This window comes from Sellimonas caecigallum (assembly GCF_019754295.1).
Classification (GTDB): domain Bacteria; phylum Bacillota; class Clostridia; order Lachnospirales; family Lachnospiraceae; genus Sellimonas; species Sellimonas caecigallum.
In genome coordinates, this window is the sequence record NZ_VIRV01000001.1 from 488574 (window position 1) to 511246 (window position 22673).

24 protein-coding genes and 1 pseudogene are annotated in these 22673 nt (G+C 45.5%); 9 read left to right on the plus strand and 16 right to left on the minus strand.

Going from position 1 to position 22673, the window contains the following annotated elements:
* Window positions 1-83: 83 nt before the first annotated feature.
* The 3 genes from FLB61_RS02260 to FLB61_RS02270 all read left to right on the plus strand — a co-directional run bounded on the left by FLB61_RS02260 (window position 84) and on the right by FLB61_RS02270 (window position 1903).
* Window positions 84-746: a Crp/Fnr family transcriptional regulator gene (locus FLB61_RS02260; RefSeq protein WP_221919278.1), complete on the plus strand. Its 663-nt coding sequence runs from the start codon at window positions 84-86 to the stop codon at window positions 744-746.
* An 83-nt stretch (window positions 747-829) separates the two neighbouring features.
* Window positions 830-1330, plus strand: coding sequence for a YbhB/YbcL family Raf kinase inhibitor-like protein (locus tag FLB61_RS02265; protein WP_087211076.1), 501 nt, complete (start codon window positions 830-832; stop codon window positions 1328-1330).
* Window positions 1331-1903 carry a YoaK family protein gene (locus FLB61_RS02270; RefSeq protein ID WP_221919279.1) on the plus strand — a complete coding sequence of 191 codons (573 nt, stop codon included), beginning with the start codon at window positions 1331-1333 and terminating at the stop codon, window positions 1901-1903.
* Window positions 1904-1961: 58 nt separating this feature from the next.
* Here FLB61_RS02270 and FLB61_RS02275 read toward each other — a convergent pair whose 3' ends face one another.
* From FLB61_RS02275 to FLB61_RS13435, 6 genes and pseudogenes are all read right to left on the minus strand, one after another.
* Complete coding sequence (locus FLB61_RS02275; RefSeq protein ID WP_158095390.1) at window positions 1962-2303, minus strand: DUF3784 domain-containing protein; 342 nt, start codon at window positions 2301-2303, stop codon at window positions 1962-1964.
* A 76-nt stretch (window positions 2304-2379) separates the two neighbouring features.
* Window positions 2380-3003 carry a hypothetical protein gene (locus FLB61_RS02280; protein ID WP_221919280.1) on the minus strand — a complete coding sequence of 208 codons (624 nt, stop codon included), beginning with the start codon at window positions 3001-3003 and terminating at the stop codon, window positions 2380-2382.
* The gene (locus FLB61_RS02285) at window positions 2936-4222 is read right to left on the minus strand and encodes an ABC transporter permease (RefSeq protein WP_221919281.1); all 1287 of its coding nucleotides are present in this window, start codon (window positions 4220-4222) and stop codon (window positions 2936-2938) included. The genes FLB61_RS02280 and FLB61_RS02285 overlap by 68 nt, the downstream gene beginning before the upstream one ends.
* Window positions 4203-5093: an ABC transporter ATP-binding protein gene (locus FLB61_RS02290; protein WP_221919310.1), complete on the minus strand. Its 891-nt coding sequence runs from the start codon at window positions 5091-5093 to the stop codon at window positions 4203-4205. Before FLB61_RS02290 ends, FLB61_RS02285 begins: the two co-directional genes overlap by 20 nt.
* 86 nt (window positions 5094-5179) lie before the next feature.
* The gene (locus FLB61_RS02295) at window positions 5180-6397 is read right to left on the minus strand and encodes a HAMP domain-containing sensor histidine kinase (protein ID WP_221919282.1); all 1218 of its coding nucleotides are present in this window, start codon (window positions 6395-6397) and stop codon (window positions 5180-5182) included.
* Window positions 6385-7058, minus strand: a pseudogene (locus tag FLB61_RS13435) (response regulator transcription factor). The gene FLB61_RS02295 and the pseudogene FLB61_RS13435 overlap by 13 nt, the downstream one beginning before the upstream one ends.
* Window positions 7059-7197: 139 nt before the next feature.
* Here FLB61_RS13435 and FLB61_RS02305 point away from each other — a divergent pair.
* Entirely contained in the window at window positions 7198-7965 is a 768-nt protein-coding gene (locus FLB61_RS02305) for a 4Fe-4S dicluster domain-containing protein (protein WP_221919283.1), read from the plus strand.
* 98 nt (window positions 7966-8063) lie between these two features.
* Window positions 8064-9278, plus strand: coding sequence for a peptidase T (gene pepT / locus FLB61_RS02310; RefSeq protein ID WP_087200936.1), 1215 nt, complete (start codon window positions 8064-8066; stop codon window positions 9276-9278).
* Between the two features lie 78 nt (window positions 9279-9356).
* Here the strand turns inward: pepT and FLB61_RS02315 are convergent, their stop codons facing one another.
* Window positions 9357-10214 carry a YitT family protein gene (locus FLB61_RS02315; RefSeq protein ID WP_087200938.1) on the minus strand — a complete coding sequence of 286 codons (858 nt, stop codon included), beginning with the start codon at window positions 10212-10214 and terminating at the stop codon, window positions 9357-9359.
* A gap of 227 nt (window positions 10215-10441) precedes the next feature.
* On the opposite strand from FLB61_RS02315, the gene FLB61_RS02320 reads away from it, so the two are divergent.
* Entirely contained in the window at window positions 10442-11377 is a 936-nt protein-coding gene (locus FLB61_RS02320; protein ID WP_087200940.1) for a D-2-hydroxyacid dehydrogenase, read from the plus strand.
* Here the strand turns inward: FLB61_RS02320 and FLB61_RS02325 are convergent.
* The 9 genes from FLB61_RS02325 to FLB61_RS02365 form a co-directional block, all read right to left on the minus strand.
* Window positions 11355-11876: a signal peptidase II gene (locus FLB61_RS02325; RefSeq protein ID WP_087200942.1), complete on the minus strand. Its 522-nt coding sequence runs from the start codon at window positions 11874-11876 to the stop codon at window positions 11355-11357. The two genes, FLB61_RS02320 and FLB61_RS02325, sit on opposite strands and share 23 nt — an antisense overlap.
* A 5-nt stretch (window positions 11877-11881) precedes the next feature.
* Entirely contained in the window at window positions 11882-12169 is a 288-nt protein-coding gene (locus tag FLB61_RS02330) for a hypothetical protein (RefSeq protein ID WP_087200944.1), read from the minus strand.
* A gap of 19 nt (window positions 12170-12188) precedes the next feature.
* Window positions 12189-13883, minus strand: coding sequence for a S8 family peptidase (locus FLB61_RS02335; protein WP_246599061.1), 1695 nt, complete (start codon window positions 13881-13883; stop codon window positions 12189-12191).
* 45 nt (window positions 13884-13928) lie between these two features.
* Window positions 13929-15377 (minus strand): ATP-dependent Clp protease ATP-binding subunit ClpX, encoded by a 1449-nt coding sequence (gene clpX, locus FLB61_RS02340; RefSeq protein WP_087201085.1) that lies wholly within the window; start codon window positions 15375-15377, stop codon window positions 13929-13931.
* Between the two features lie 114 nt (window positions 15378-15491).
* Window positions 15492-15806 (minus strand): thioredoxin, encoded by a 315-nt coding sequence (trxA, locus tag FLB61_RS02345; RefSeq protein WP_087200948.1) that lies wholly within the window; start codon window positions 15804-15806, stop codon window positions 15492-15494.
* Window positions 15807-15901: 95 nt separating this feature from the next.
* On the minus strand, window positions 15902-16588 hold the full coding sequence (locus tag FLB61_RS02350) for a Crp/Fnr family transcriptional regulator (protein ID WP_087200950.1): 687 nt from the start codon (window positions 16586-16588) through the stop codon (window positions 15902-15904).
* 2 nt (window positions 16589-16590) lie between these two features.
* On the minus strand, window positions 16591-18573 hold the full coding sequence (ligA, locus tag FLB61_RS02355; protein ID WP_246599062.1) for an NAD-dependent DNA ligase LigA: 1983 nt from the start codon (window positions 18571-18573) through the stop codon (window positions 16591-16593).
* Window positions 18516-19370 (minus strand): pseudouridine synthase, encoded by an 855-nt coding sequence (locus tag FLB61_RS02360; RefSeq protein WP_087200952.1) that lies wholly within the window; start codon window positions 19368-19370, stop codon window positions 18516-18518. The genes ligA and FLB61_RS02360 overlap by 58 nt, the downstream gene beginning before the upstream one ends.
* Window positions 19371-19374: 4 nt before the next feature.
* Window positions 19375-20667 carry a M18 family aminopeptidase gene (locus tag FLB61_RS02365; protein ID WP_246599063.1) on the minus strand — a complete coding sequence of 431 codons (1293 nt, stop codon included), beginning with the start codon at window positions 20665-20667 and terminating at the stop codon, window positions 19375-19377.
* Window positions 20668-20819: 152 nt separating this feature from the next.
* Between FLB61_RS02365 and FLB61_RS02370 the strand changes: the two genes are divergently transcribed.
* From FLB61_RS02370 to FLB61_RS02380, 3 genes are read left to right on the plus strand one after another with little or no spacing between them, the layout of a single operon-like run.
* Window positions 20820-21497, plus strand: a complete 678-nt coding sequence (locus FLB61_RS02370; RefSeq protein WP_087200956.1) for a cytochrome c biogenesis CcdA family protein — start codon at window positions 20820-20822, stop codon at window positions 21495-21497.
* A 12-nt stretch (window positions 21498-21509) separates the two neighbouring features.
* On the plus strand, window positions 21510-22097 hold the full coding sequence (locus FLB61_RS02375; RefSeq protein ID WP_087200958.1) for a TlpA family protein disulfide reductase: 588 nt from the start codon (window positions 21510-21512) through the stop codon (window positions 22095-22097).
* A gap of 43 nt (window positions 22098-22140) precedes the next feature.
* Complete coding sequence (locus FLB61_RS02380; protein ID WP_087200960.1) at window positions 22141-22632, plus strand: DUF5721 family protein; 492 nt, start codon at window positions 22141-22143, stop codon at window positions 22630-22632.
* The last annotated feature ends 41 nt before the right edge of the window (window positions 22633-22673 follow it).

A 22673-nucleotide genomic window follows, 5' to 3' on the forward strand; every position in this document is an offset into this window, starting at 1 on the left:
AGTTAAATCTTCTGCATTATCATAGCAAAAGAAACAATTTTCCGAAATGGAAAACACAAAAATTTTTAACGGGAGAAAACACAATGATTTTGCAAAAAGAATTGGCTGCCAATACTCGACTCTTTGAAGGAATCACAGCGTCAGAGCTTAGATGTCTCGAGGAAATTCTTAAGCCTCATATCCGTCTGATAGACGCGGGAGAGTTTCTCGTTCATCCTGGCAGCACGTTAAAAGAAATTGGTGTCATACTGGATGGCTGCGTCCACATGATATCTGAGGATTTCTGGGGCAACCAAAATATTATTTCCGAATTTTCAAAATGGGATTGTTTTGGGAAAGCCCACAGTATTTCCGGCAATCCGATGTTTTTTTCTCTGAAGACCGCAAAAGATTCCCGGATTCTTTTTCTTGACACAAAAGCATTTTTAAAACTTCCTCTTTCTCCGGATACCGCGCTTCAAAAACTGTATCTGAATCTGCTTCTTGTAATCACGGAGAAAAAGCTTACCTATATGCGAAAAGCCGAAATCCTCTCACACAGAAGCCTGCGTGAAAAAATCTCGGCCTTCCTTACAGAAGAATACCGAAAAACCGGGACATCCACATTTACTGTATCGTTTAACCGACAGGAAATGGCCGACTATCTCTCTGTCGACCGCTGCGCGCTGTCCAGAGAACTTTCAAAAATGCAAAAAGAGGGGATTCTTTCTTATTCTAAAAATCATTTCACATTGATAACAATATAAAATCAGATGCGTTGCAAATGCAACATACTTCCCCCTGCTTTTAAGGTATACTTAGGATACTATGATCTGGAAGGAGTGAAAGAATGAAAATTACAAGCAATGGAATCATTGATGGGATCATTCAGGACAAATATGGAAAAAGAGGCGAACTCAATACGCTTGGAATGCCTACGTATTCTCTCCCGATATCCATTCATGATGCACCGGAAGGGACAAAGAGCTTTGCCCTCGTAATCGACGATAAAGATGCGTTCCCTGTAAGCGGAGGCTTTGTATGGGTGCACTGGGTTGCGGCAAATATCTGTCGTACAGAAATTTTGGAAAACGAAAGCCAGACTGCATCCGATTTTGTACAGGGTGTCAATTCCTGGCTCAGCATGCAGGGCGGACAGCACCCTGCCGAATCCTGCAGTTACTATGGAGGTATGGCTCCGCCTGATGCGCCGCATATTTATGACATCCACGTCTATGCCCTTGATACGATATTGGATTTGAAAAATGGTTTTTACATGAATGAAATGTATCGCCAGATGAAAGGGCACATTTTAGACGAGGCCGTTCTGAGCGGCGAATATGCAAACTGATTGCACGGGACACAGAAGCTTCGGATTTCGGAAACTCTCATCGTCGGGATGCTTCTTACCATAGCAGGCAGATTTCTGGACGCCTATACTTATCTCTGCAGAGGCAAAGTCTTTGCCAACGGTCAGACCGGAAATCTTGTTCTGCTGGGCATGCGTCTGGCAGAACAAGATTATCGGAATGCACTTTATTATCCGCTGCCGATTTTTTCTTTTATATGCGGTATTTTTCTGGCTGAACAGATACATATCCGCATCGGGGATGACCGTTTTGTTAAATGGCGGCATATCATCCTGATTATGGAGATCACACTTTTGCTTCTTTTCATCCCTGTCCCGCATGGAACGATGGATCATCTTGTCAACACAGGGATTTCCTTTGTGTGTGCTCTTCAGACACAGGCCTTCCACTCTCTGAAAGGTTTATCCTATATTTCTGTCATGTGTACCGGAAATCTTCGGAGCGGCATCCAGGAATTCTGCAGCTATCGCTCTTCTTTACTGTTTACCTGGATTTTCCCGCCTTGCTTTTCCCTGTCTTTTTGCTGCTTATCGTTCTCATTTTACTGCTTCTGAAAAAGCAGCTTCTCAGCGCAAGTGAAAAACTGGAACTCACATGGCTGGATCGATAAGTCTATTTTCGGAATTTGTCGTATCTTTTTTCACGAAAGCTCATCCTTGGGATCAGCATAGCGATCCATCCTCCGACAAATACAAGCACAATAAGCGGGTTCAGAAAATAGCATGCCACTGTCCCAAGGATGAACCAAAGTCCCCAAAGAGCCAATGTATTTCTGGCTCCTGTACAGATTTTCTCTACACTGTAGGCCTCTCTTTTCTCTTTCGGCAGCTTTCTATAACTCGGTACAAGCCAGATACTCTTTTCTCCCATGAATCCGAACACAAACGCATGTGCAAAACAAAGAGCTGCCAGGATCATGCACACAAACATGGCTCCAATCGTTATTTTCTCCATGATGTACTCTCCTTTTCCAAACGTAATCTCTCCCATATGCTAACGCTTTGGGGCGGAAAAGGCAAGTTTTTCTTTTTTATGATTCTTTTCTTGAACGTACGGCAATCCCGACGCCCAAAAACAGCATTCCTGCCAGCGCCAGATACCACTTTTCTTCATAGCTTCCTGTTTCCATAGAAAAAAGATAAAATTTCCCAAGATATTTTTCTCCCGATGCCATAGATACGATATAAAACAACAGCGGCATCATATACCCGACGACAACATTGTCACACAGTGCGTAGGACAGAAGACCAATTCCTCCCAGGAACACCATTCCAGCCAGCAGACCTGGATAAAATGTGTCAAATGGAAATTCACACTCCCCTATCTTAAGTGCGTACAGAAACAGGGCGGAGACCGCCATCATTACTACAATAGACAGAACGAGACGAATCCCATAAATTGCCCCCACAGCTGTATATTTCGAACGGATCAGATCCCGGATATCTCTGTTTTGCTCCGGCAAAAATATTGGAACTAAAAGGACGATACCCGGAAAGACTGCGTAATATTCGACGACTCGCGCTGTCTCCTGTATATTCAGATTACGGACACCCAAAACAAGCGGCGCTGCACACAAAATACCAATGCTAATGAGTACCTGCCAGATCAAATGATACCGTATGGTTTCTTTTCCTATTGCAAGATATCTTTCCATTTCCAAAACGCCCCTTTCTTTTTGCCTCATAAATCAGCACTGTAGCTACAACAAGAACCACAGCAAGCAGCGTATAAAACAGCCGGTTCCATACAAGAGTGGAAAAGTCTGCCTGGAATCCGGTGTAATTCAGCTCTGTATTGTGCCTTGGAATCAGGTTGAATCCATACGCTCCCCCGCGCATCGCATTCTGGCCGCTGAAGATAGAAAAAAACCACCAGACTATCTGAACAAGCACTGCCGCTGCTGTCTCTGTCCATTCTGTAATAAGCATAGACAGCGCTGTCACGATCAAAATGGACGGAAGAAGCCAGCCGAAGCTGTACTGAAAAAAAGCTGTGTAATCAAGTGCCAAGTCTTTTCCTGCTGCATATCCGATACATTCTGCCAACGGGTAGAAGGAAAGGATCAAAACTGGAAGGAACATGGTCACACACAATGCCAGATATCTGCTGCAGACGATGGAAAAAGAAGACGCCTTCCTGACAAAGATCAGTTCCCGGATTCCAGAACGTTTGTCGCGCAGCACTCTCGTGGCAGTCACAAACACCGGGAGAATGCCAAGTATGATTCCCATATAATCACAGAACATTCTGGCATATCCCCCTGTAAATCCATCTTTTTCCATCAGATCCTCATATTCTGCCAGCGCATCTTCATAAGTCTTCTCTACCATTCCATTGTCCTTAATCCGGTCTTTTGTGTAGGAAGAACCCGGTCCAAGGATCCTGCTGACTTTTCCCATCTCTTTTTCAAATTCTTTGTAAGACATTCCTTTTTTCGCCGGCAGCTTAAAATTATCTGCCGCCATCATACTCGCCCCATTTGCAAGTTTTACCGTATTTTCTTTCACGTACTCCTGATACCTGTCCTGTATTTCCGATATAGAAAGCCCGGTGCATGTTTCCAGTATGCGAGCGATTTTCTCCTTTTCGGATGCATCTAACGTGATATGTTTTGTAAAACCGACAGGCGCCGTTGTGAAGCTGTCCTGATCATAGTCTCTCGCCAGCATTCCCAGGGTTCCCTCCATAATATCACTTTTTTCTGTGGACTGCTTCCATCCATATCCACCCTCCTGGCCTTTTACCGGTTTCGATGCAAAACTTATCTTTCCCATCTGAGTAAAGAAAAACAGAGCCAGACATGTGATAAAAAGCCAGTATATAAGACTTTTAAAAACCTGTGTGCATTCTTTTTTAAACAAACTCAGGAACATGGCCAGCCCCCTCCTTTTCATGCATCAGGTACATGTATGCGTCTTCCACTCCCGCCTCGCATTTTTTTGCCCTGATACCTGGTACGCTTTCTGACAGAAACCGCACAGTTACATTGTTTCCCATTGTCATCATGCTTGTTACCAGATACGCACTTTTGATTTTTTCCATATCCTTCCTGCTAACCGTTGCTGTATAGACATTTCCGTCCGCCATCCGGATCAATTCTGTGACCGTACCGTGATAAAGAATCTCTCCGTGATCCAGCACTGCCACATTCTCGCATGTGGCCTCGATATCTCCCACGATGTGCGTCGATAAGATTACCACACGCTCTTCTGCAATCTCACAGAGCAGATTGCGGAATCTGACTCTCTCTTCCGGATCCAGCCCCGCAGTCGGTTCATCCACGATCAATACTTTCGGGTCGTGGAGGATAGCCTGTGCGATCCCCAGTCTCCTTCTCATCCCGCCCGACAGCGCTTTAACTTTTGTCTTTGTCTGGTCCTGCAGATTGACTTTCCGAAGAAGGATTGGGATCCGTTTCTTTCGTTCTGCTTTCCCAAGCCCAGAAAGCACACCGAGATAATCCATAGCTTCATAAACTCCCATATTAGGATAAAGCGAGAATTCCTGAGGCAGATAACCCGTAACAGCCCTTACCGCAGCTGCATTTTCAATCGGAATGCCACAAATTTCGATCCTCCCTTCCTGTTTTTTCAAAAGTGTTGCAAGTACCTTCATCAACGTCGTCTTTCCCGCACCATTTGGTCCCAGCAGGCCAAACATTCCTCTTGGTATAGTCAGACTGATATTTTTTAAAGCCTGTTTTTTCCCATAGTATTTGCTGAGACCGCGGATCCGTATCTCCATGTTTGATTCTTTCCTTTCTCTCACTATTTCTGCCTTCCTTTCCTGATTGATGATTCTATCCTACCGCAGAATTCTCTAGATTCTCCCTAGACATGTGTAAGATTTTCTGATGACAGACGAAAGGAAGCACTTACAATTGCACCTTCTTGCCCGATACGGTTTGCAAAACTTATTTCCCCTCCGTGCTTTTTGCATAAAGCAGATGCGATATGAAGACCAATCCCGAAATGTTCCCTGTTTTCCCCTTCACTGAAATAAGCTTTCCCTGCATTTTGAAGAGCTGCATCGGAAAATCCCGGACCGTCATCCGCCACATAAAGGTAAAACATCGTTCCATCACACTCTGTCTCAATTTCCACCTCCTGCCTGGCATAACGGATCGCATTGGAGAGAAGGTTGTCCAGCACTTCCAAAATAATATTTTCATCTGCAAGCATTGTATTTTCACACCCTCTGACAGAGTATGAAAGATGGATTTCTTTTGCCTCGTTGAGGGCATTTGCCATCCCTCGGATCTTTTTATCCAGATATGCACAGTCTGTCTTCTCCGGATGAAACGGGATATCATCGACACTCCTTGCATCCTTCATTGTCTGGCTGAACTTTTCCAGACGTTCCGCCTGTGCAGAAAGCAGCCGCAGCGTATCTTTTAACTTTTCCTGACTGATATTTCTTTGCGGAATATATTTGACAAGAAAGTCGGAATATCCACGGATGACCGTCAGCGGCGTGCGCAGATCATGTGCAAATGCCGCATTTAACTTTTTCTGTTCTTCCACAAGTCTCCACATTTCCTTTTGATTTTCTACCAGATGTCCTCTCATTTCTTCGAAAGCTTCACACAGCCTCCCCATTTCATCCCGGGAATTATATTCCATCTTGAATTCCAGATTCTTCTCTTTGATATTTCGCATGCCTTCTTCCAGTATATCAAACGGCTTTTTCAGCCGTCTCCGATAAAACAAAACTGCTGTGATGAACATGCTGACAACCGCATACACATATGGACACCAGTTCTGTACTGCCGTGAGGATCATGACCGCCGCCTTCCTGCTTGTGGAAAGGGATAAGAAGTCTTGCGTATAGCCGAACACTCTTTCCCCATTTGCAGTGTAGACGACCTGGATCTCAGAACTTTTTTCATACAGAATATCCTGCCATTTCCCGCATATCCCCACTGTGATGACCGTCAAAAGGAAACCAGCCAGGGCAAAGATACACAGATAGGCCGGCAGTGCTTTGCGAATCGGAAGGTTTCGGATTTTGTCCCGGATCTTCTCAATTTTCTCATCTATCCAATCCATTTATATCCCACTCCCCATACCGTCTCGATAAAATCCCTGTCTGCTTGTTTTGCGATCTTTGCGCGCATCCGACGAATATGTTCCATCACGATACTGCTGTCTCCTGCTCCTTCCAGTCCCCAGACATTCTCATAGATTTGCTCTTTGCTGAACACCTGTCTCGGGTGCATCGATAGAAACTCCATGATGTCAAACTCAGTTTTTGTCAGACGGATCTCTTTTTTATTATAAGAAATACTCCGCTCGTCATAGCGGATGCGCAGCCCCCCCGCTGTGGTACTCCTGCCCTGACAAAGCGTTTCTTTTTTCCCTTCGCAGGTGGGCTGCGACCCTGGCACTTAGCTCTTCAATAGAAAATGGTTTTGTAATATAATCATCCCCTCCGGAAAGCAGTCCGTTGATCTTATCCTGTTCTTCTATTTTTGCCGTCAGAAATAAAATTGGACAGCTAACTTCTCCCCGGATTTTCCTGCACACGGACATCCCGTCTATATCCGGGAAATTGATGTCAAGAAGGATCAGATCCACCCCCCATCAACGCCTTTTCTATGGCCTCTTTTCCATTGGCCGCCGTCTCTGTCTCATATCCAAGAATCTCAAAATAATCTTTTAGAAGCATACGGATTCCTTCTTCGTCATCCGCAATCAAAATCTTTTCCATGGTATCACTCTCCCCTCTTGGTCTTTTTGTTCTTTAGTATATCAGGACTTTTCCTATTTTTTCCCTATTTTTTCTCACATTGACACAATATGTTACCCTGCCTATAATAAATGTAAATTAAAAAGCAGGAGGAATACTTATGAGTATCGTACAAATTGTTTTTAGCCCTACCGGCGGAACACAGCGGGTCACAGATATCATTACCGGAGAATGGAATATGCCGGTACAAAGACTGGATCTGACAGATGAGAAAATCAGTCCCGATTTCCCAACTTTTGGGAAGGAGGATGTTGCTGTCCTTTCTGTTCCTTCTTTTGGCGGACGTGTTCCTGCCCTTGCTTCCCAGAGAATTGCAAAGATTGACGGAAATCAGGCAAAATGTATCCTCATATGTGTCTACGGAAATCGGGCCTATGAGGATACATTGACAGAATTAAACGATATTGCAGAGAAAAACGGTTTTCATGTCATCGCCGCAATCGCTGCCGTTGCTGAACACTCCATTATGCATCAGTATGCCGCCGGCAGACCGGACGGGGAGGATGAAGAGGAACTGCGGCATTTTGCCCGAAGAATTCTGGAAAAAATCCAGACGGATTCTCCTTTGGCATCTCCTCCACAGATTCCTGGAAACCATCCTTACAAAGAATACAAAGTGTCAAACTTGATCCCGGAAGCAGATGAAAGCTGCAATCTTTGCGGCCATTGTGCAAACATATGCCCAGCTCACGCAATCAGCCAAGATCAGCCAAATCTAACAGACAGCAGCGCCTGCATCTCCTGCATGCGCTGTGTGGCAAAATGCCCGCAGTCCGCTCGAAAAGTAGACCACAACATGGTTTTTGCACTGTCTGAGAAGGTCAAAGAAACTTGCACTGTAAGAAAGCGGAACGAATTGTATCTATAAGATTTTCCAACTTCCTTTCACTCTTTTCACTTGTACATCTCTCAAAAGATGCTATAATGGTATGTAGCAAAATAAACAATTAAAGGAGAGGTATTCCAATGAAAGCTTATGAAAGATTGCTGAAATATGCGGTGGTAAGAACACCAAGCGATGAGACAAGCGAAACAGTCCCATCTTCCAAATGTCAGTTTGACCTTGCTGAAATCCTTGTACAGGAATTAAAAGATCTTGGGGTAGAGGCTCATATGGATGAAAAGAGTTTTGTTTACGGGAAAATCCCTGCAACTCCAGGTCTCGAAAACAAGCCGAAAATCGGTTTTATCGCCCACATGGACACTGTTTCGGATTACTGCGACCATGATATCGTTCCCGTGCTGCATCCGGACTACGATGGACAGGATGTGGTGCTTGGTACAAGCGGAAGAACACTTTCCGTACAGGCTTTCCCACATCTTACGAACCTGAAAGGCCGTACTTTGATCACGACAGACGGCACAACCGTCCTCGGAGCGGATGACAAGGCCGGCATTGCGGAAATCATGACAATGATCGAACGTATCAACGAAGAACAGATTCCACATGGCCCAATCCGCGTTGCCTTCACACCGGACGAAGAAGTAGGAACAGGCGCTTCCCACTTCAATGTCGAAGAGTTTGACGCTGACTTTGGTTACACTTTAGACGGCGATGGCGAAGGAGAGATCCAGTACGAAAACTTCAATGCCTGCAAAGCAGATTTTGAAATTACTGGTTTTGCAGTACACCCAGGATCCAGTAAAGATACAATGATCAACGCAAGCCTTGTGGCATGCGAGATCAACAGTATGCTCCCGGGATGCGAAACACCTCGCGGAACTGAAAACTATGAAGGATTTTATCATCTGATGAGTATGAAAGGCGATGTAGCTCATGCAGAGCTTCATTATTTTGTCCGCGATCACGACAGCAATCTTTTTGAAGCGCGCCAGAAAACTCTCCGCCTGATCGAAAAAGATCTCAATGAAAAATGGGGAGAAGGAACAGTCAAACTGACGATCACACAGCAGTACCGCAACATGTCTGAGATTGTCGCAGGCTGCATGCACTTGATCGAAAATGCCAAGAAAGCCTGTGAAATCGCCAACGTACCTGCTCAGATCCTTCCAATCCGCGGCGGTACAGACGGATGCCAGCTCAGCTTCCGCGGACTTCCTTGTCCAAACCTGGGAACCGGCGGACATGCATACCATGGTCCATACGAACACATCACAGTAGAAGGTATGGATCACGCAACTGATATTGTTGTCGAAATCGTAAAATTATACGCTGAATAAATGTCAGATAAAAAGCCTCCGGCAGTGAAGCATTCATTTGCTCCCCGCCAGAGGCTTTAAATCTTTTCATTATTTTCTTTAATGTGACTTAAATCCTTCTCCAAGTACTTCATTGGATTCGACGATGATAATAAAAGCCTTTGGATCGATTTCCTTTACAGCCTGCCTGATTCCATACATTTCTTTATTGTTGCATGCGCAGAGCACCACATCTTTTTCTTCCTGTGAGAAACTTCCTGTCGCTTTCAGGAAAGTACTTCCTCTTCCTACTGCCTGATCGATACGCTCTGCTACTTCTTTCGCGTAATCGGTCACGATCAGAGTCATCTTTCCCGCGTCAATTCCGTACATCACTTTATCTACTACCATGGACAGAAGGAAACTGATGATCATTCCATAGATCAGACTGTCCATATCCCGTGATACAAGAGCCGTACCGAGCAGAACAACGAGGGCTTCCAGGGCAAAAGAAATTTTCCCAAGAGACAGGTGCGGATTCAATGCTTTGATGGAAAGCATGATAAAATCCGACCCCCCAGTGGAAGTATTCCTCATATAAATCAAGGCATACCCAAGTCCGGAAAGGACTCCCGTACAGATGGCTGCCAACATACGATCTCCGGAATAGACCGGAAACATCGGTGCGATAACGTCCATGATCACAGATGTGATGATGATAGTTCGCACGGAACGGACGAAGAAGTCTTTTCCCAGGATCTTAAAACATGCAATAGCTACCGGGATATTCAGAAGCATGGCTACCGTACCGATCGGCAGACCGAACAGATGATAAAAGATCAAGGCAATACCATTGAATCCTACCATCGGAAATTTTGCTGTAGCTGCAAAGTTGTAAGTCCCGACAGCGATCAGGATTCCGCCGATAATGTCCATCAAGATATCAATGCCAAATTTTTTTGCATCGAATTTTTTCATAAAACGATTCTCTCCTTCCATGGTTTATATGTATTTCTTTCCGTTTTTTCCAAAAAAAAACACCTGCAAACTATAAATATAATTCGCAAATGCTCTTCTTCGGGATTTAGTATAACTTGATTTCATGACAAATGTCAACCCTTTTTTCCTTTCTCTTGTCAGCTTTTCCGTCCACAGCTATAATAGTCTGAAGAAGGGGGCTTACCTCTGAAAGAAAGGAGATCTTTATGAAACTTGTTTTTCTGGACGCAAAAACCATCGGCTCTGACATTGATCTGAGTGCCTTCTCATCGCTTGGCGAAGTGGTTCTTTATGACTTTTCTTCTCCGGAAGAGGCTTTTGTCCGCTCAAAGGAGGCGGACGTTTTGATCGTGAATAAAACAGAGATCAACGCCCGCACGATTGGGCAGGCTGAGCATCTGAAACTTGTCTGTGTGACCGCCACAGGAACAAACAATCTGGATAAACTGTACCTGGAAAGCCGAGGAATCTCGTGGCGCAATGTAGCCGGGTATTCTACGGAGTCTGTAGCACAGCATACCTTTGCCATGCTGTTCTTCCTCCTGGAAAAGCTCCGGTATTATGATGAATATGTAAAAGGCGGACATTACGTCAATGATCGGATTTTCACACATTTCAGTGAGCAGTTCCATGAACTGTCACAAATGCGCTTTGGCATCATCGGTCTTGGAAATATCGGGAGACGTGTCGCAGATATCGCTTCCTGCTTTGGCGCGGATGTGGTCTACTATTCCTCATCCAACGCCCCTTGTCAAAAAGGCTATCATCAGGTAGACTTAGACACTCTCCTTCGCACATCGGATATCATTTCCATCCATGCTCCTCTAACCGACCGCACGGAGAATCTGATCGATGCCGCTGCTCTTGCGAAAATGAAGCCTTCCTGTATCCTTCTGAATCTTGGGCGTGGCCCTATTGTCGTGGAAGAGGACCTGGCTTTGGCTCTGGAAAACGGTGTGATTGCCGCTGCGGGTCTGGACGTCCTCCGTGAGGAGCCGATGGCTTCTGATAATCCGCTCCTGCGGATCAAGGACAGCCGCAGACTTCTGATCACACCACATATCGCCTGGGCCGCTGTGGAGTCCCGCACACGACTTATGGAAATCATCTTTGGACAAATCAGAGAATATTTCGGAATCTGATCTTTCGCAGCGGACATAAGGCCGCACATCTCTTTCGGGCGGCCGCTATGGCGGCGGAGGCTCCCAAAAGGAGTACTCCGGCCGCAAGGCAAAAATCTCCGATATTAAATGTCAGATTGCGGATTCTCTCCTTTTTAAAAGGAAATCCGATATAGTCCACCACATATCCACGGAAAAATCGATCGTAAAGATTGCTTAATCCTCCTGCCAGCATCAGATCCAGACCGGCTTTTTGTCCAAACCCTTTTTTGAAACGTCCATACCAGATTCTTGTCAGAAGAAGCAGGACCGCGGATCCTGCGGATGTCGCTTTTACGATCTTTTCTTCTCCGTCCAGAATGTTAAATGCCATTCCATGGTTATGCACTTTCCTGATCAGGATCTTTTCCCCAAAAAGAGCCGTTTCTTTTTGGGAATCCGGCTTTTTTTCTGTTTTATATTTAAAAAACAGATCCAGACCCAGAAGCGACAAGGAAAGGATCGGTATCCTTTTTTTCATCTGTTCTATTCTCCTTTAATCTTTGCAATTTCTTTCTGGATATCTGCAATGGATTCTTCTCTCTTTTCGATAGCTTCGCAAAGTTCAACACAGTCCATATCCTGAATCTCATTTTCCCGGAATTTTTCGTAGATCTTCTTTCCAATATCGATATAGTCTCTCTCGTTTGCCCTCTCCAGCGTTCGTATCTGGCTTTTAAATTTCTCTGTATCTAAAATCTCTGTTGTTTTTTTCCCTACAATATCTGCTGTTTCTGTAAATTTTTTTCCAAGTTCACTAAAAAAATCGCTCATCCTGTATTATCTCCTTTCGTTACAACTGCCGGATTTCTTCCAACGTGTGGTACAGATCCATCGTCCCAAACCCCCAAAGCCGGTTTGGATATTCTGTATTCTCCTTTCTTCTTGTGCCCAGGATCAGGATATTTTTGACCTGGGCGGAGGATGCCTGGGAATTCTGGTTCTGCGTAATCCACTGAAGAAGCAGCGCTGCGCTTCCTCCTGCAATAGCTGTTCCGGCGCTGGAGCCTGAACGCTCCGTAAAATTTCCTCCCGGCACCGCTCCGGTCACATACATGCCGGGAACGGCAAACTCGGGTTTTATCATTCTATTTCTAGTATATCCCCTGCCCGACTGAATCGCAACCGAATTTTCTTCCCAGTTATAATAAGAAGCAGTAATAGCCGACGGCGTGCTGCCAGGTTCCAGTATGGTTTCATCCGGGCTGGATCTCAGAAAGTAAGCTTCCCCTGTGAGAAATTCCGTGACAGGCATCCAGATATGGAAAAGCCCATCAATACTCTGGAGCGGTTCCAACCCAATCTTCCATATCCCCTGCGCAGGGTTTTCAAACCGCACAATGATCAGTTCCGAGTTAGTCCGTTCCACAAGCAGCCGGTAATCGATCACAATCTTCGTCTGCTCAAATAAAAATTCGTACTCATTCCTGCTGTTTTGGCGGATGGGAATCTTCTGTATGGATTCACCGGACGGCGAGGTTAAGGACACGGCCAGCACATTTGGGATATCAGTCCACACTTCCATCTGGAATCCTTTTACATTTTCCCCTACCCGGAGCTCCACCTCCGTGCCTTCCCCTTGTGTGCCGGTCATTCCTTTATAATGATGACGTTTATCCGCCTCATTTCCTGTCCCCGTTACAACAACACGGTTCTTCATATTGGCATAAACTTCCAGCTCCTCACAGATGGGGGCCGTGCCATTATGTCCCCCGAGACTGCACCCTAGCGGGACACAGATAACCAAGGGCATCTCATATTTTTTCGCCAGACTGTTCAGGTAAAAAAGCCCTGCCAGCATATCATTTTCCTGAAATGCTTCTGCCCCCTCTTTGATAAAATAGTAATCTCTCAGGTATTGTTTCGCCCCCTTCAGTTTGACCATGGCGATCATTGATTCCGGCGCTGCCCCAAGGAATTGATTTTCCACATTTGCACTTCCGGCCGCCACACTTGCCGTGAAAGTCCCATGTCCGTTTGTATCCTGTGACGGTACAAAGGCAAGAGGATCTTCGCTTTGCAGAGCGCGGTTGATGTCCTCCCTTGTGTAGACACTTCCGTACCCAAAATGCTCTTCCGGGTTTCCATCCTGTATCGTCTGGTCCCAGATTCCCAGGATGCGCGTGGAGCCATCCAGATTCCGGAACACTGGATTGCGGTAGTCAAGTCCGGTATCCAAAAATCCCATCAAAATCCCCTGCCCTTTCAATTCCAGAGAAGGATAACTCTGTACAGGAGTAATTCCTGCCGCGTTCAGCGGCCCCAGATCGAGAAGAGTAAAACATTTTGGAATCGAGTAATAGGGGATATCATTGATGGGAAGACGATCCGCCTCCTCTTCCTGGATATAAACATTCCAATACATCTGTCCTGCTTCTTTCCGACACCAGCTTCTAGGATCCAGCCCGTCCAAAAGCTGCATCCATCTTGAATTAAACATAAAATCTCTGTATGACTCCGATAAGATTGCCTCTTTACAGTCTTTCATGTCAAAAAACCTCATATACTTTTTGTAAGTATATGAGGTTCCAAATTAATTTATTTCCAGTTTTGGGACTTCCTGCCCGCGCAGTTTAATGACCGGACCGCCAGTTCCTTCTATGTATGCTCTTGTAATGATCACTTCCCCGATATTGTCATCTTTTGGTATTTCATACATGATATCCAGCATGAATTCCTCAATGATGGCACGGAGCGCTCGTGCGCCTGTGTCTTTCTCTGTTGCCTTTTCTGCAATCGCATACAGAGCGTCTTCCTCAAATTCCAGTCTGACTTCATCCAGAGCAAGCAGCTTCTGGTACTGCTTCAAAATTGCATTTTTCGGCTCTTTGAGAATCTTGACAAGCATATCTTTATCCAGCCCCTGTAATGTGTAGATGACCGGAAGACGTCCAAGGAATTCCGGTATCATACCGAAATTGCGAAGATCCTCTACCGTGACTTTTGACAGCAGATTTTTATCCTGATCATACTTATCCTTCAGATCAGCGATAAAGCCGATGGAAGAATGCTTATTGAGCCGCTCTTTTATGATCTGTTCCAGCCCTGGGAAGGCGCCGCCGCAGATAAAAAGAATATTTTTCGTATTGACTGTTGTGAGAGGTACCATGGCATTCTTGCTGTTTGCTCCTACTGGTACTTCCACTTCACTTCCTTCCAAAAGTTTCAGCATTCCCTGCTGAACCGATTCGCCGCTTACATCCCGCTGGTTTGTGTTCTTTTTCTTGGCGATCTTGTCGATCTCATCCACAAATATGATCCCTCTTTCCGCCTTCTCCACATCGTTGTCCGCAGCTGCCAGGAGCTTGGACACAAGGCTTTCGATATCGTCGCCGATATAACCCGCCTCGGTAAGAGATGTTGCATCCGTGATGGCAAGCGGCACATCGAGAAGTCTCGCAAGTGTTTTGACAAGATAGGTCTTTCCAGATCCCGTCGGTCCGATCATCAGCATGTTGGATTTATCGATCTCGATATCATCCATCGTATCAGTGGCTACCCTCTTGTAATGGTTATAAACAGCTACTGAAATCACTTTCTTTGCATATTCCTGACCGATCACATATTCATCCAGCTTGGCTTTGATTTTATGAGGAGCCGGAATATGGTTCAGATCCAGTTCCGGCTGATTCTCTGTCTTTTCTTTTTTCTTCTTTACTTTCTGCTGCTTTGGCATCATATTTTCCAGATCCTGCATATTGAGGACCTGCACTCCCGGAATACGCATCAACTGGTTCAGATCGATCTGCCCATTGTTCATCATGTCAAAGCTTCTCTGCATACACTCCGGACAGACATGCAGATTGTTCGGGAGGTCTACCATCTTCCCGGCCACACTCTCCGGTCGATGACAGATGGAACATATTTTTTCATACTCTCTGTCGTCTCTGGACGTATCTTCCACAACGCCTTTGACTGCTTCTTCCAGTTTCTGCTCATCTGTCTTTTCTTCGTCTATCGTTGTATTTTTTTCATCTGACATAGCTATATCCCTTTCTATTCCCGTATAGTGGATATTATAGACCAGATACAGCATTCGGACAAGTAAACTTTTTCTTAAATCCTCTTTTCCCCCGCAATTTCTCTGTGTTTCCTCTTATTCTTCAGCCCACTCTTTCAGTTCTGCTTCCATCATCACTCCAGAATGGCGTTTTACTGCCTCCCCGTTTTTGAAGAGTACGACTGTCGGAATGCTGAGAATTCGAAACTGTTTTGCGAGTTCTCTGTTTTCATCTACATTGACTTTTCCGACTTTCACTGCGTCTGTTCCTTCCGCATATGCATGCAGGATCGGAATAAAGGTCTGGCAAGGTCCGCACCATTCTGCCCAGAAATCGATGAGTACCGGTTTTTCAGATTTTAACACTTCCTGCTCAAAATTTTCATTTGTTATTTTCAATACTTCTGACATATCATATTCCTCCTGTATCAATTTTCTTTTAATATCGTTACATCTATTATACTCTATCCCAGAACACTTTCCGTAACAAAGTCACAAACCCGGTTTTACCGCAGACTTCCCTCGGCCAGTTCATACAGCGCGTTCTTATCGAGAATCCGCACTTTCCCTCTGGAAGCTGCCACAAATCCTTCCTGCTGGAAGTATTTCATCATCCGTGAAATAACCTCTCTTGCTGTCCCTAGTTCTCTTGCTGCCATCTCATGGGTCAATGTGATTTCCTCGGCTCCTTCATTTTCCGCTTCTTCCATCAGAAATGCCGCCAGCCTTTTATCCATACTTTTGCTCAAAATCTGTTCCATTGTCCACATCACATCGGAAAACCGAGAAGCCATCAGATCGTTTGTATACTTCATGACCGGAAGAGAGGTCTCCATCAATTTCCCATATACTCCCGGATCAATAACCCAATAATCCGATTCTTCTTTTGCTTCCATCCAGATGTCAAAATCAATGTTCCTGAAAATACAGCTTGCCGCAAAAAGGCACATATCCCTTTCAAAAAGCCGGTATACCGTGATTTCTTTCCCTTCTTCCGAAATAATATAGCTGCGGAACTGTCCTTTCTTTACAATCAGGAACCCAAGACAGTCTTCGTTCCCCTTGTGAATCATCTCTCCCTTTTCTGCATGCATCAGCCGTGTGTGGCTACGGATCTGTTCTTTGTCCGTCTCCGATAGCTCTTCAAAAAACGGAAGATAGTCTTCCAGCATAGTTTCTTCTTTTTGAGTCATTTTTATCCCTCATTTTCCATTAGACGCAAAAATTCTTCTTCCGAAAGGATCGGAATACCAAGCTCTTTTGCCTTTCGGTTCTTGGAAGAAGTGGAATTGGCATCGTTGTTGATCAGGTACGTCGTCTTGGATGTCACAGAACCGGTGGCTTTTCCACCACGTTTTTCTATCTCAGCTTTGATTTCCCCACGATTTTTAAAATGTTCCACACTTCCCGTGATCACAAAGGTCATACCTTCAAAGATCTGAGCTTCCTGAATATTCTCTTTTTGCAGATTTACTTCCTTTAACAGATGGAGATACTGCTGCCGCTTCTTTTCCTCCCGGAAGTAAGCTGTCACGTTTTTCGCGATGACTTCCCCGATGCCCGGGATCGCACTCAATGTCTCCTCGTCCGCTTCCAGAAGCTTCTGCGGGTCATAGTCCAGCTCTTTGCAGATGAGTTTTGCGTTTGCAAGCCCTACGTTTTCAATTCCAAGGGCATAGACAAGTCTTGGCAGTGTTGTCTCCCTTGATTTTTCGATACTTTCCAGAAGGTTTGCGCAGGATTTTTCCCCAAATCCATCCATCTCCGTAATGACATCCCGATGCTGGTCAATATGGTAGATATCTGCAAATTCATGGATAAAGCCCTTCCCAATAAATTTTTCCAGCGTTGCTTCTGAAAGGCCGTCAATATTCATAGCATCCCTGCTTACGAACAGGGTAAATGCTTTGATCTGTTTTGCCTGACAGAAAGGATTGGTGCAGTAGAGCGCTTTGGCGTTCATGATCTGCCGGATCTGTGTCTTTCCCTGGCATACAGGACATGTCTCCGGAATATCCTTTACTCCGCTTCTTGTGAGATTTTGAGCAATCTGCGGGATTATCATATTTGCTTTGTACACCTCGATCCTGTCTCCGACTCCAAGCTCCAGTTCCTCCATGATACTGATATTGTGGACACTTGCCCTGGAAACAGTAGTCCCTTCCAGTTCTACCGGTTCGAAGATCGCCACCGGATTGATGAGTCCGGTCCTGGAAGGACTCCACTCGATTTCGGTCAGCGTCGTCTCCTTTGTCTCATCCGCCCATTTGAAGGCAAATGAATCGCGCGGAAATTTTGCCGTGGCCCCAAGAGATTCCCCGTATACGATATCGTCATAGACAAGTACGAGTCCGTCGGACGGAACTTCATTTTCCTGGATACGATCTGCAAACCAGGCAATGTCTTCTTCCACTGTCTCCCTTGTCGTCATGCGATATTCCACTGTCTCAAATCCTTGGCTTAAAAGCCATTCCATCTGCTTTTCTCTCGAATTTTCAAAATCCACTCCATCCGCTCTCACAAGGGAAAATGCATAGAATCGCACATTTCTCTTTGCCGTGATCTCATTGTTCAGCTGACGGACAGATCCGCTGCACAGATTCCTTGGATTTTTGTATTTCGCATCCACGTCTTCGATCTCTTCATTGATTTTTTCAAAATCCTTGTACCGGATGACTGCTTCTCCTCTCAGGATCAGTTCGCCCTGGTAAGCGATCTTAAGCGGGATGTTCCGGAATACTCTTGCATTGTTCGTAATGACTTCTCCGATTTCTCCATTTCCTCTTGTGACTGCTTTGAAAAGGACTCCTTCCCGGTAGGTAAGGACAATGGTCAGTCCGTCCATCTTCCAGGATAAAAGTGCCTTCTGGTCTCCTAAAAACTCTTTCAGGCGCCCTACTTCCTTTGTTTTGTCCAGGGAAAGCATCGGTCTTTCGTGGCGCTCTTTTGGAAGCTCGCTCAAGACTTCGTATCCCACGTGCACAGTCGGACTTAGCGCCATTGTCATGTTCAATTCTTTCTCCAAAGAGACGAGCTCATCATACAGTCTGTCGTATTCGTAATTGCTCATGATTTCTCTTGCTTCCTGATAGTAGGCACGTCCCGCCCGGTTCAGAAGTTCTACAAGCTCCTGCATCCGTTCTTTCTTATCCTGTGTATTGATTTCTGTCTGTGCCATTTATTTCTTTCTCCTGTTCTTTTTTCTCCTTTGCCAATGACGGTCGTATTGGAAGAATGCGCGATCATACGGTACAGCCCGTTTAATTCGCTGTCCGTAAGGGGCCGGTATTCTCCCGGTTTCAAATTTCCAAGATGGATATTCATAATGCGGATCCGTTTAAGCTTGATCACTTTACATCCGCAGGCCTCACACATCCTGCGGATCTGCCGGTTTAACCCCTGGGTCAATATGATTCGGAATGTGTCTTTCCCAATCTTTTCTGTTTTGCAAGGCCTTGTGACCGTGTCAAGGATCTGAACGCCTTGCGACATTTTTCTTAAAAAGTCGTCTGTAACCGGTTGATTGATCTTTACTATATATTCTTTTTCATGACAGTTTCCTGCCCTCATCATTTTGTTGATGATATCTCCGTTGTTCGTCATAAGAAGCAGGCCTTCCGAATCTTTGTCAAGTCTTCCCACATATGTGATGCGCGTCGGATAATCCAGGAAACGGATGATATTGTTTGGTTCTTTTTTTTCTTCGGTACAGACGATTCCTACCGGCTTGTTGACTGCCAGCACGACCATTTTGGTTTCCGGCTTGACCGGCTTTCCATCGACGCACACTTTCTGATCCGGAAGGATCTGCATCCCTCTTTCGGCCTTCTTGCCGTCTACCGTTACCTTGCCTTCGCCGATCAGGCGATCCGCCTCTCTTCTTGAACATATGCCCGATTCACTTAAATATTTGTTCAGTCTGACTGTCTCTCTTTGAGACCGCTTTTCAAACTGTTCTCTGATCTGGTTTCCCACTGGCCTACCCTCTCTGATCCATGGTAAAAAAAGCGGCTGAAAATGCAGAAAGTGCCTCCATATCTTTTCTTCCCATCAATTCCCGGCTGGAATGCATCGCCAAAAGCGGCACGCCGATATCCACTGTTTTGACCGGAATCATAGCGGATGCGATAGCGCCAAGCGTCCCGCCTCCAGTTCCATCCGAGCGGTTTGCAAACTTCTGATATGGGATTCCCTCCCGGTCACAGATGGACTGCACGATACCAACAGCCTCACAATCTGTGGCATAACTCTGGGAAGAGGACTCTTTGATACAGAATCCTCCGTTTAACACCGGATGATTCGTAGGATCGGCTTTTTCCTGATAGTTCGGGTGCAGTCCATGTGCAACATCTACTGAGAGGAGCATTCCCTCAGAAAGTCCCTGTAAAAGCTTTGTCCTTTGAATGGACAGCCCTTCATAAATGCGTTCCAGCACAAGCATCAAAAGGGTGGATCCCGCTCCTTGTTTTGTACGGCTTCCGATTTCCTCGTGATCAAATACGACGCTTACATTCAGCCCTTCCCGGCGCACCCCTTTCGTGATCCCATCAATGATAGCCTGAACACTTGTCAGATCGTCGAGCCGCGGCGCGGAGACAAATTCCCCGTCAAATCCAACGCATGTTCCGGTATCCGCATTGTAGATATTCAGCTCATATTCCAGGATATCTTCCGGCATCACATGAAGTTTGTCGGCAAGAAGCTTCTTCATATAGCCATCTGTCGTCTCTTGTCCTGCCATGCCTGCAAGCGGCAGCATCTGCGTCTGCCGGTTCAGTTCCCTGCCTTTATTCATATCCCGGTCCAGATGGATCGCGATATTTGGGATAGTGAGCACCGGTTTTTCAAAGTCAACAAGATACAGATCCGGGTGGAAAACATCCTCACTTTTTACCGCAACCCTCCCTGCAATGGAAAGCGGCCGGTCCATCCAGCTTGCAAGATTTACTCCGCCGTACGGCTCTGTGTTCAGTTTCAGATATGCCTCCGCTTTCATCTCCGGGGATGGTTTCAGGCGAAATCCCGGAAAGTCCCCATGAGCTGCCGCCATGCGGATACTCTCTCCTTCAAAATCCTCTCCTATTGTAAACGCAAAGATCGTCGTTCCGTGGTGTATGATATAATATTTTCCACCTTTTTGAAGATTCCATTCTTCTTTCCAGCAAAGAGGGGCAAATCCCTTCTCTTCCAAAGTTTCTTTTACTGCTTCTGCCGTGTGGAACGGTGATACCGCCTTTTCGGTAAGCGCCAGCAGTCTTTCTATCTCATTCATCGTATCATCCTCCATCTTCTTTCTGCTCTTTTACAACATGACGAGCACTATCTTTATCTTACTGAGAAAGGGTGCAAAAGTCAACGACTGGTCTTTACTCTTCCTAACAAATGCGATATACTATTTGCACTTATTCTGAAAGGAGTACTTGCATGCAATACTTTGTCACATTTCTCGAGGGTTTGATCACATTTATCTCTCCGTGCCTTCTTCCTATGCTTCCAATTTATCTTTCCTACATGGCCGGAGAGGAAGCAGCTTCCGGAAAAACAAGGCGTCTTGGCGCCTTTACCAATGCCGTAGGATTTGTGCTTGGATTTACATTTATGTTTCTTCTTATGGGAGCGTTCGCAGGATCTATCGGCATGCTTCTTTCCCGATACCAGACTGTCGTGAATGTCATAAGCGGCCTTCTTGTGGTCTGCTTCGGTCTTTCTTTTCTTGGTGTCTGGAAACTGTCTTTTCTGACCGGTATCAAAGACGGGAAATTTCTGTCAGAAAAAATGAGTTTTTTCTCCTCCCTGCTATTCGGAATTATTTTCTCTGTCGGCTGGACTCCGTGTGTAGGAGCCTTTCTCGGTTCTGCCCTCATGCTGGCCTCCCAGCAGGGATCAGTTTTTAAGGGAATCTTCTTGCTTTTGTGCTATTCCGCAGGTCTTGGGATCCCATTTCTCCTAAGCGCTGTCCTGATCCACCAGCTCAACACGGCCATCAGCTGGATCGGCCGTCACTACCAGGTTATCAACCGCATCTCCGGATTTCTTCTGATCTTTGTCGGAATTCTAATGATGACCGGGCTTTTTGGAAACTTGTTAACGATACTCTCATAAGGAGGACTTTCTATGAAATCCAAGAAAAATCTGATCATCACGATCATTGTCTTTGCCCTGATCCTGGGCGTTTCTGTCTTTTTGTACCAAGCCTTAAAGGATACGGAAAAACAAGGTGGTCTTTCCTCCTCCGAAGAAAAAAAGGACAGCAAAAAAGAATCCGGATCCGATAAACCTTCCACGTCTCTTCCAGATGCCATGGATTTTACCGTGCAGGATGAAGACGGTAATACGGTAACCTTCTCCAATCTGTTCGGCAAACCGATCGTCCTGAACTTCTGGAACAGCAACTGTCCTCCATGCCGTCAGGAAATGCCTGATTTTGAGGAGGTACACAAAAAAAATCCAGATGTCCAGTTCGTGATGGTAGATACCGTCGGCATGAACGGGGAGACGCTGGAATCCGGGAAAACCTATATCCAGGAAACCGGCTTTACCTTTCCTGTCTATTACGATGTGGATATGGAAGCCATCCGCGCTTACAGCATCCGCGCATTCCCGACAACATATCTGATCAATTCCGAAGGGAAGATCGAAGCATACGGAGAAGGCATGCTGGACAAAGAGACTCTCATCAACGCTCTTGCATCCATCAAATAGCTTCTGCTATACTGTAATAGCATACTTGCTTCGGGAGGTTCCTATGAACAGTTATCACATGAATACAAAAAAATGCATGTCCGCTCTCCTCTTATCGGACGCTTTTGACTCCTTCTCTTTTATCGAAGGAGAAATCACGACCTTCTGCACGTTTCAGATTGATGGAACCTATCATCCATCCTTTTACGGGGACACAGCGGAAACCCCGGACGAAAGGCAGATCCGCTGGAAACAGATCCGGGAATACTGCTTTTCTCTTATCAAAGGAAAACAGACACCTCTGCACTTCCGCCTCATCTTCTCCCTGCCCCCGGAAAATATCCGAAAACTCCTGGAAACAGAAGGTCTTCCCCTTCGTCCCGGCGATGTAAAAGGACTGTATCTGAACTTCAAATACGACGGTACAAAACTTGTCTGCACTACGGGTACATCACTCAATCTCTTTACCATGGACAAAAGCTTGGAACATGCCTGGGACAGATTAGTACCAAAATACTTTATGAAAAAAAGACTGGAGTTTGAAGAAATACTGTAAAACAATACAAGAAAGGGCAAGACGAAAAATACAGATTACTC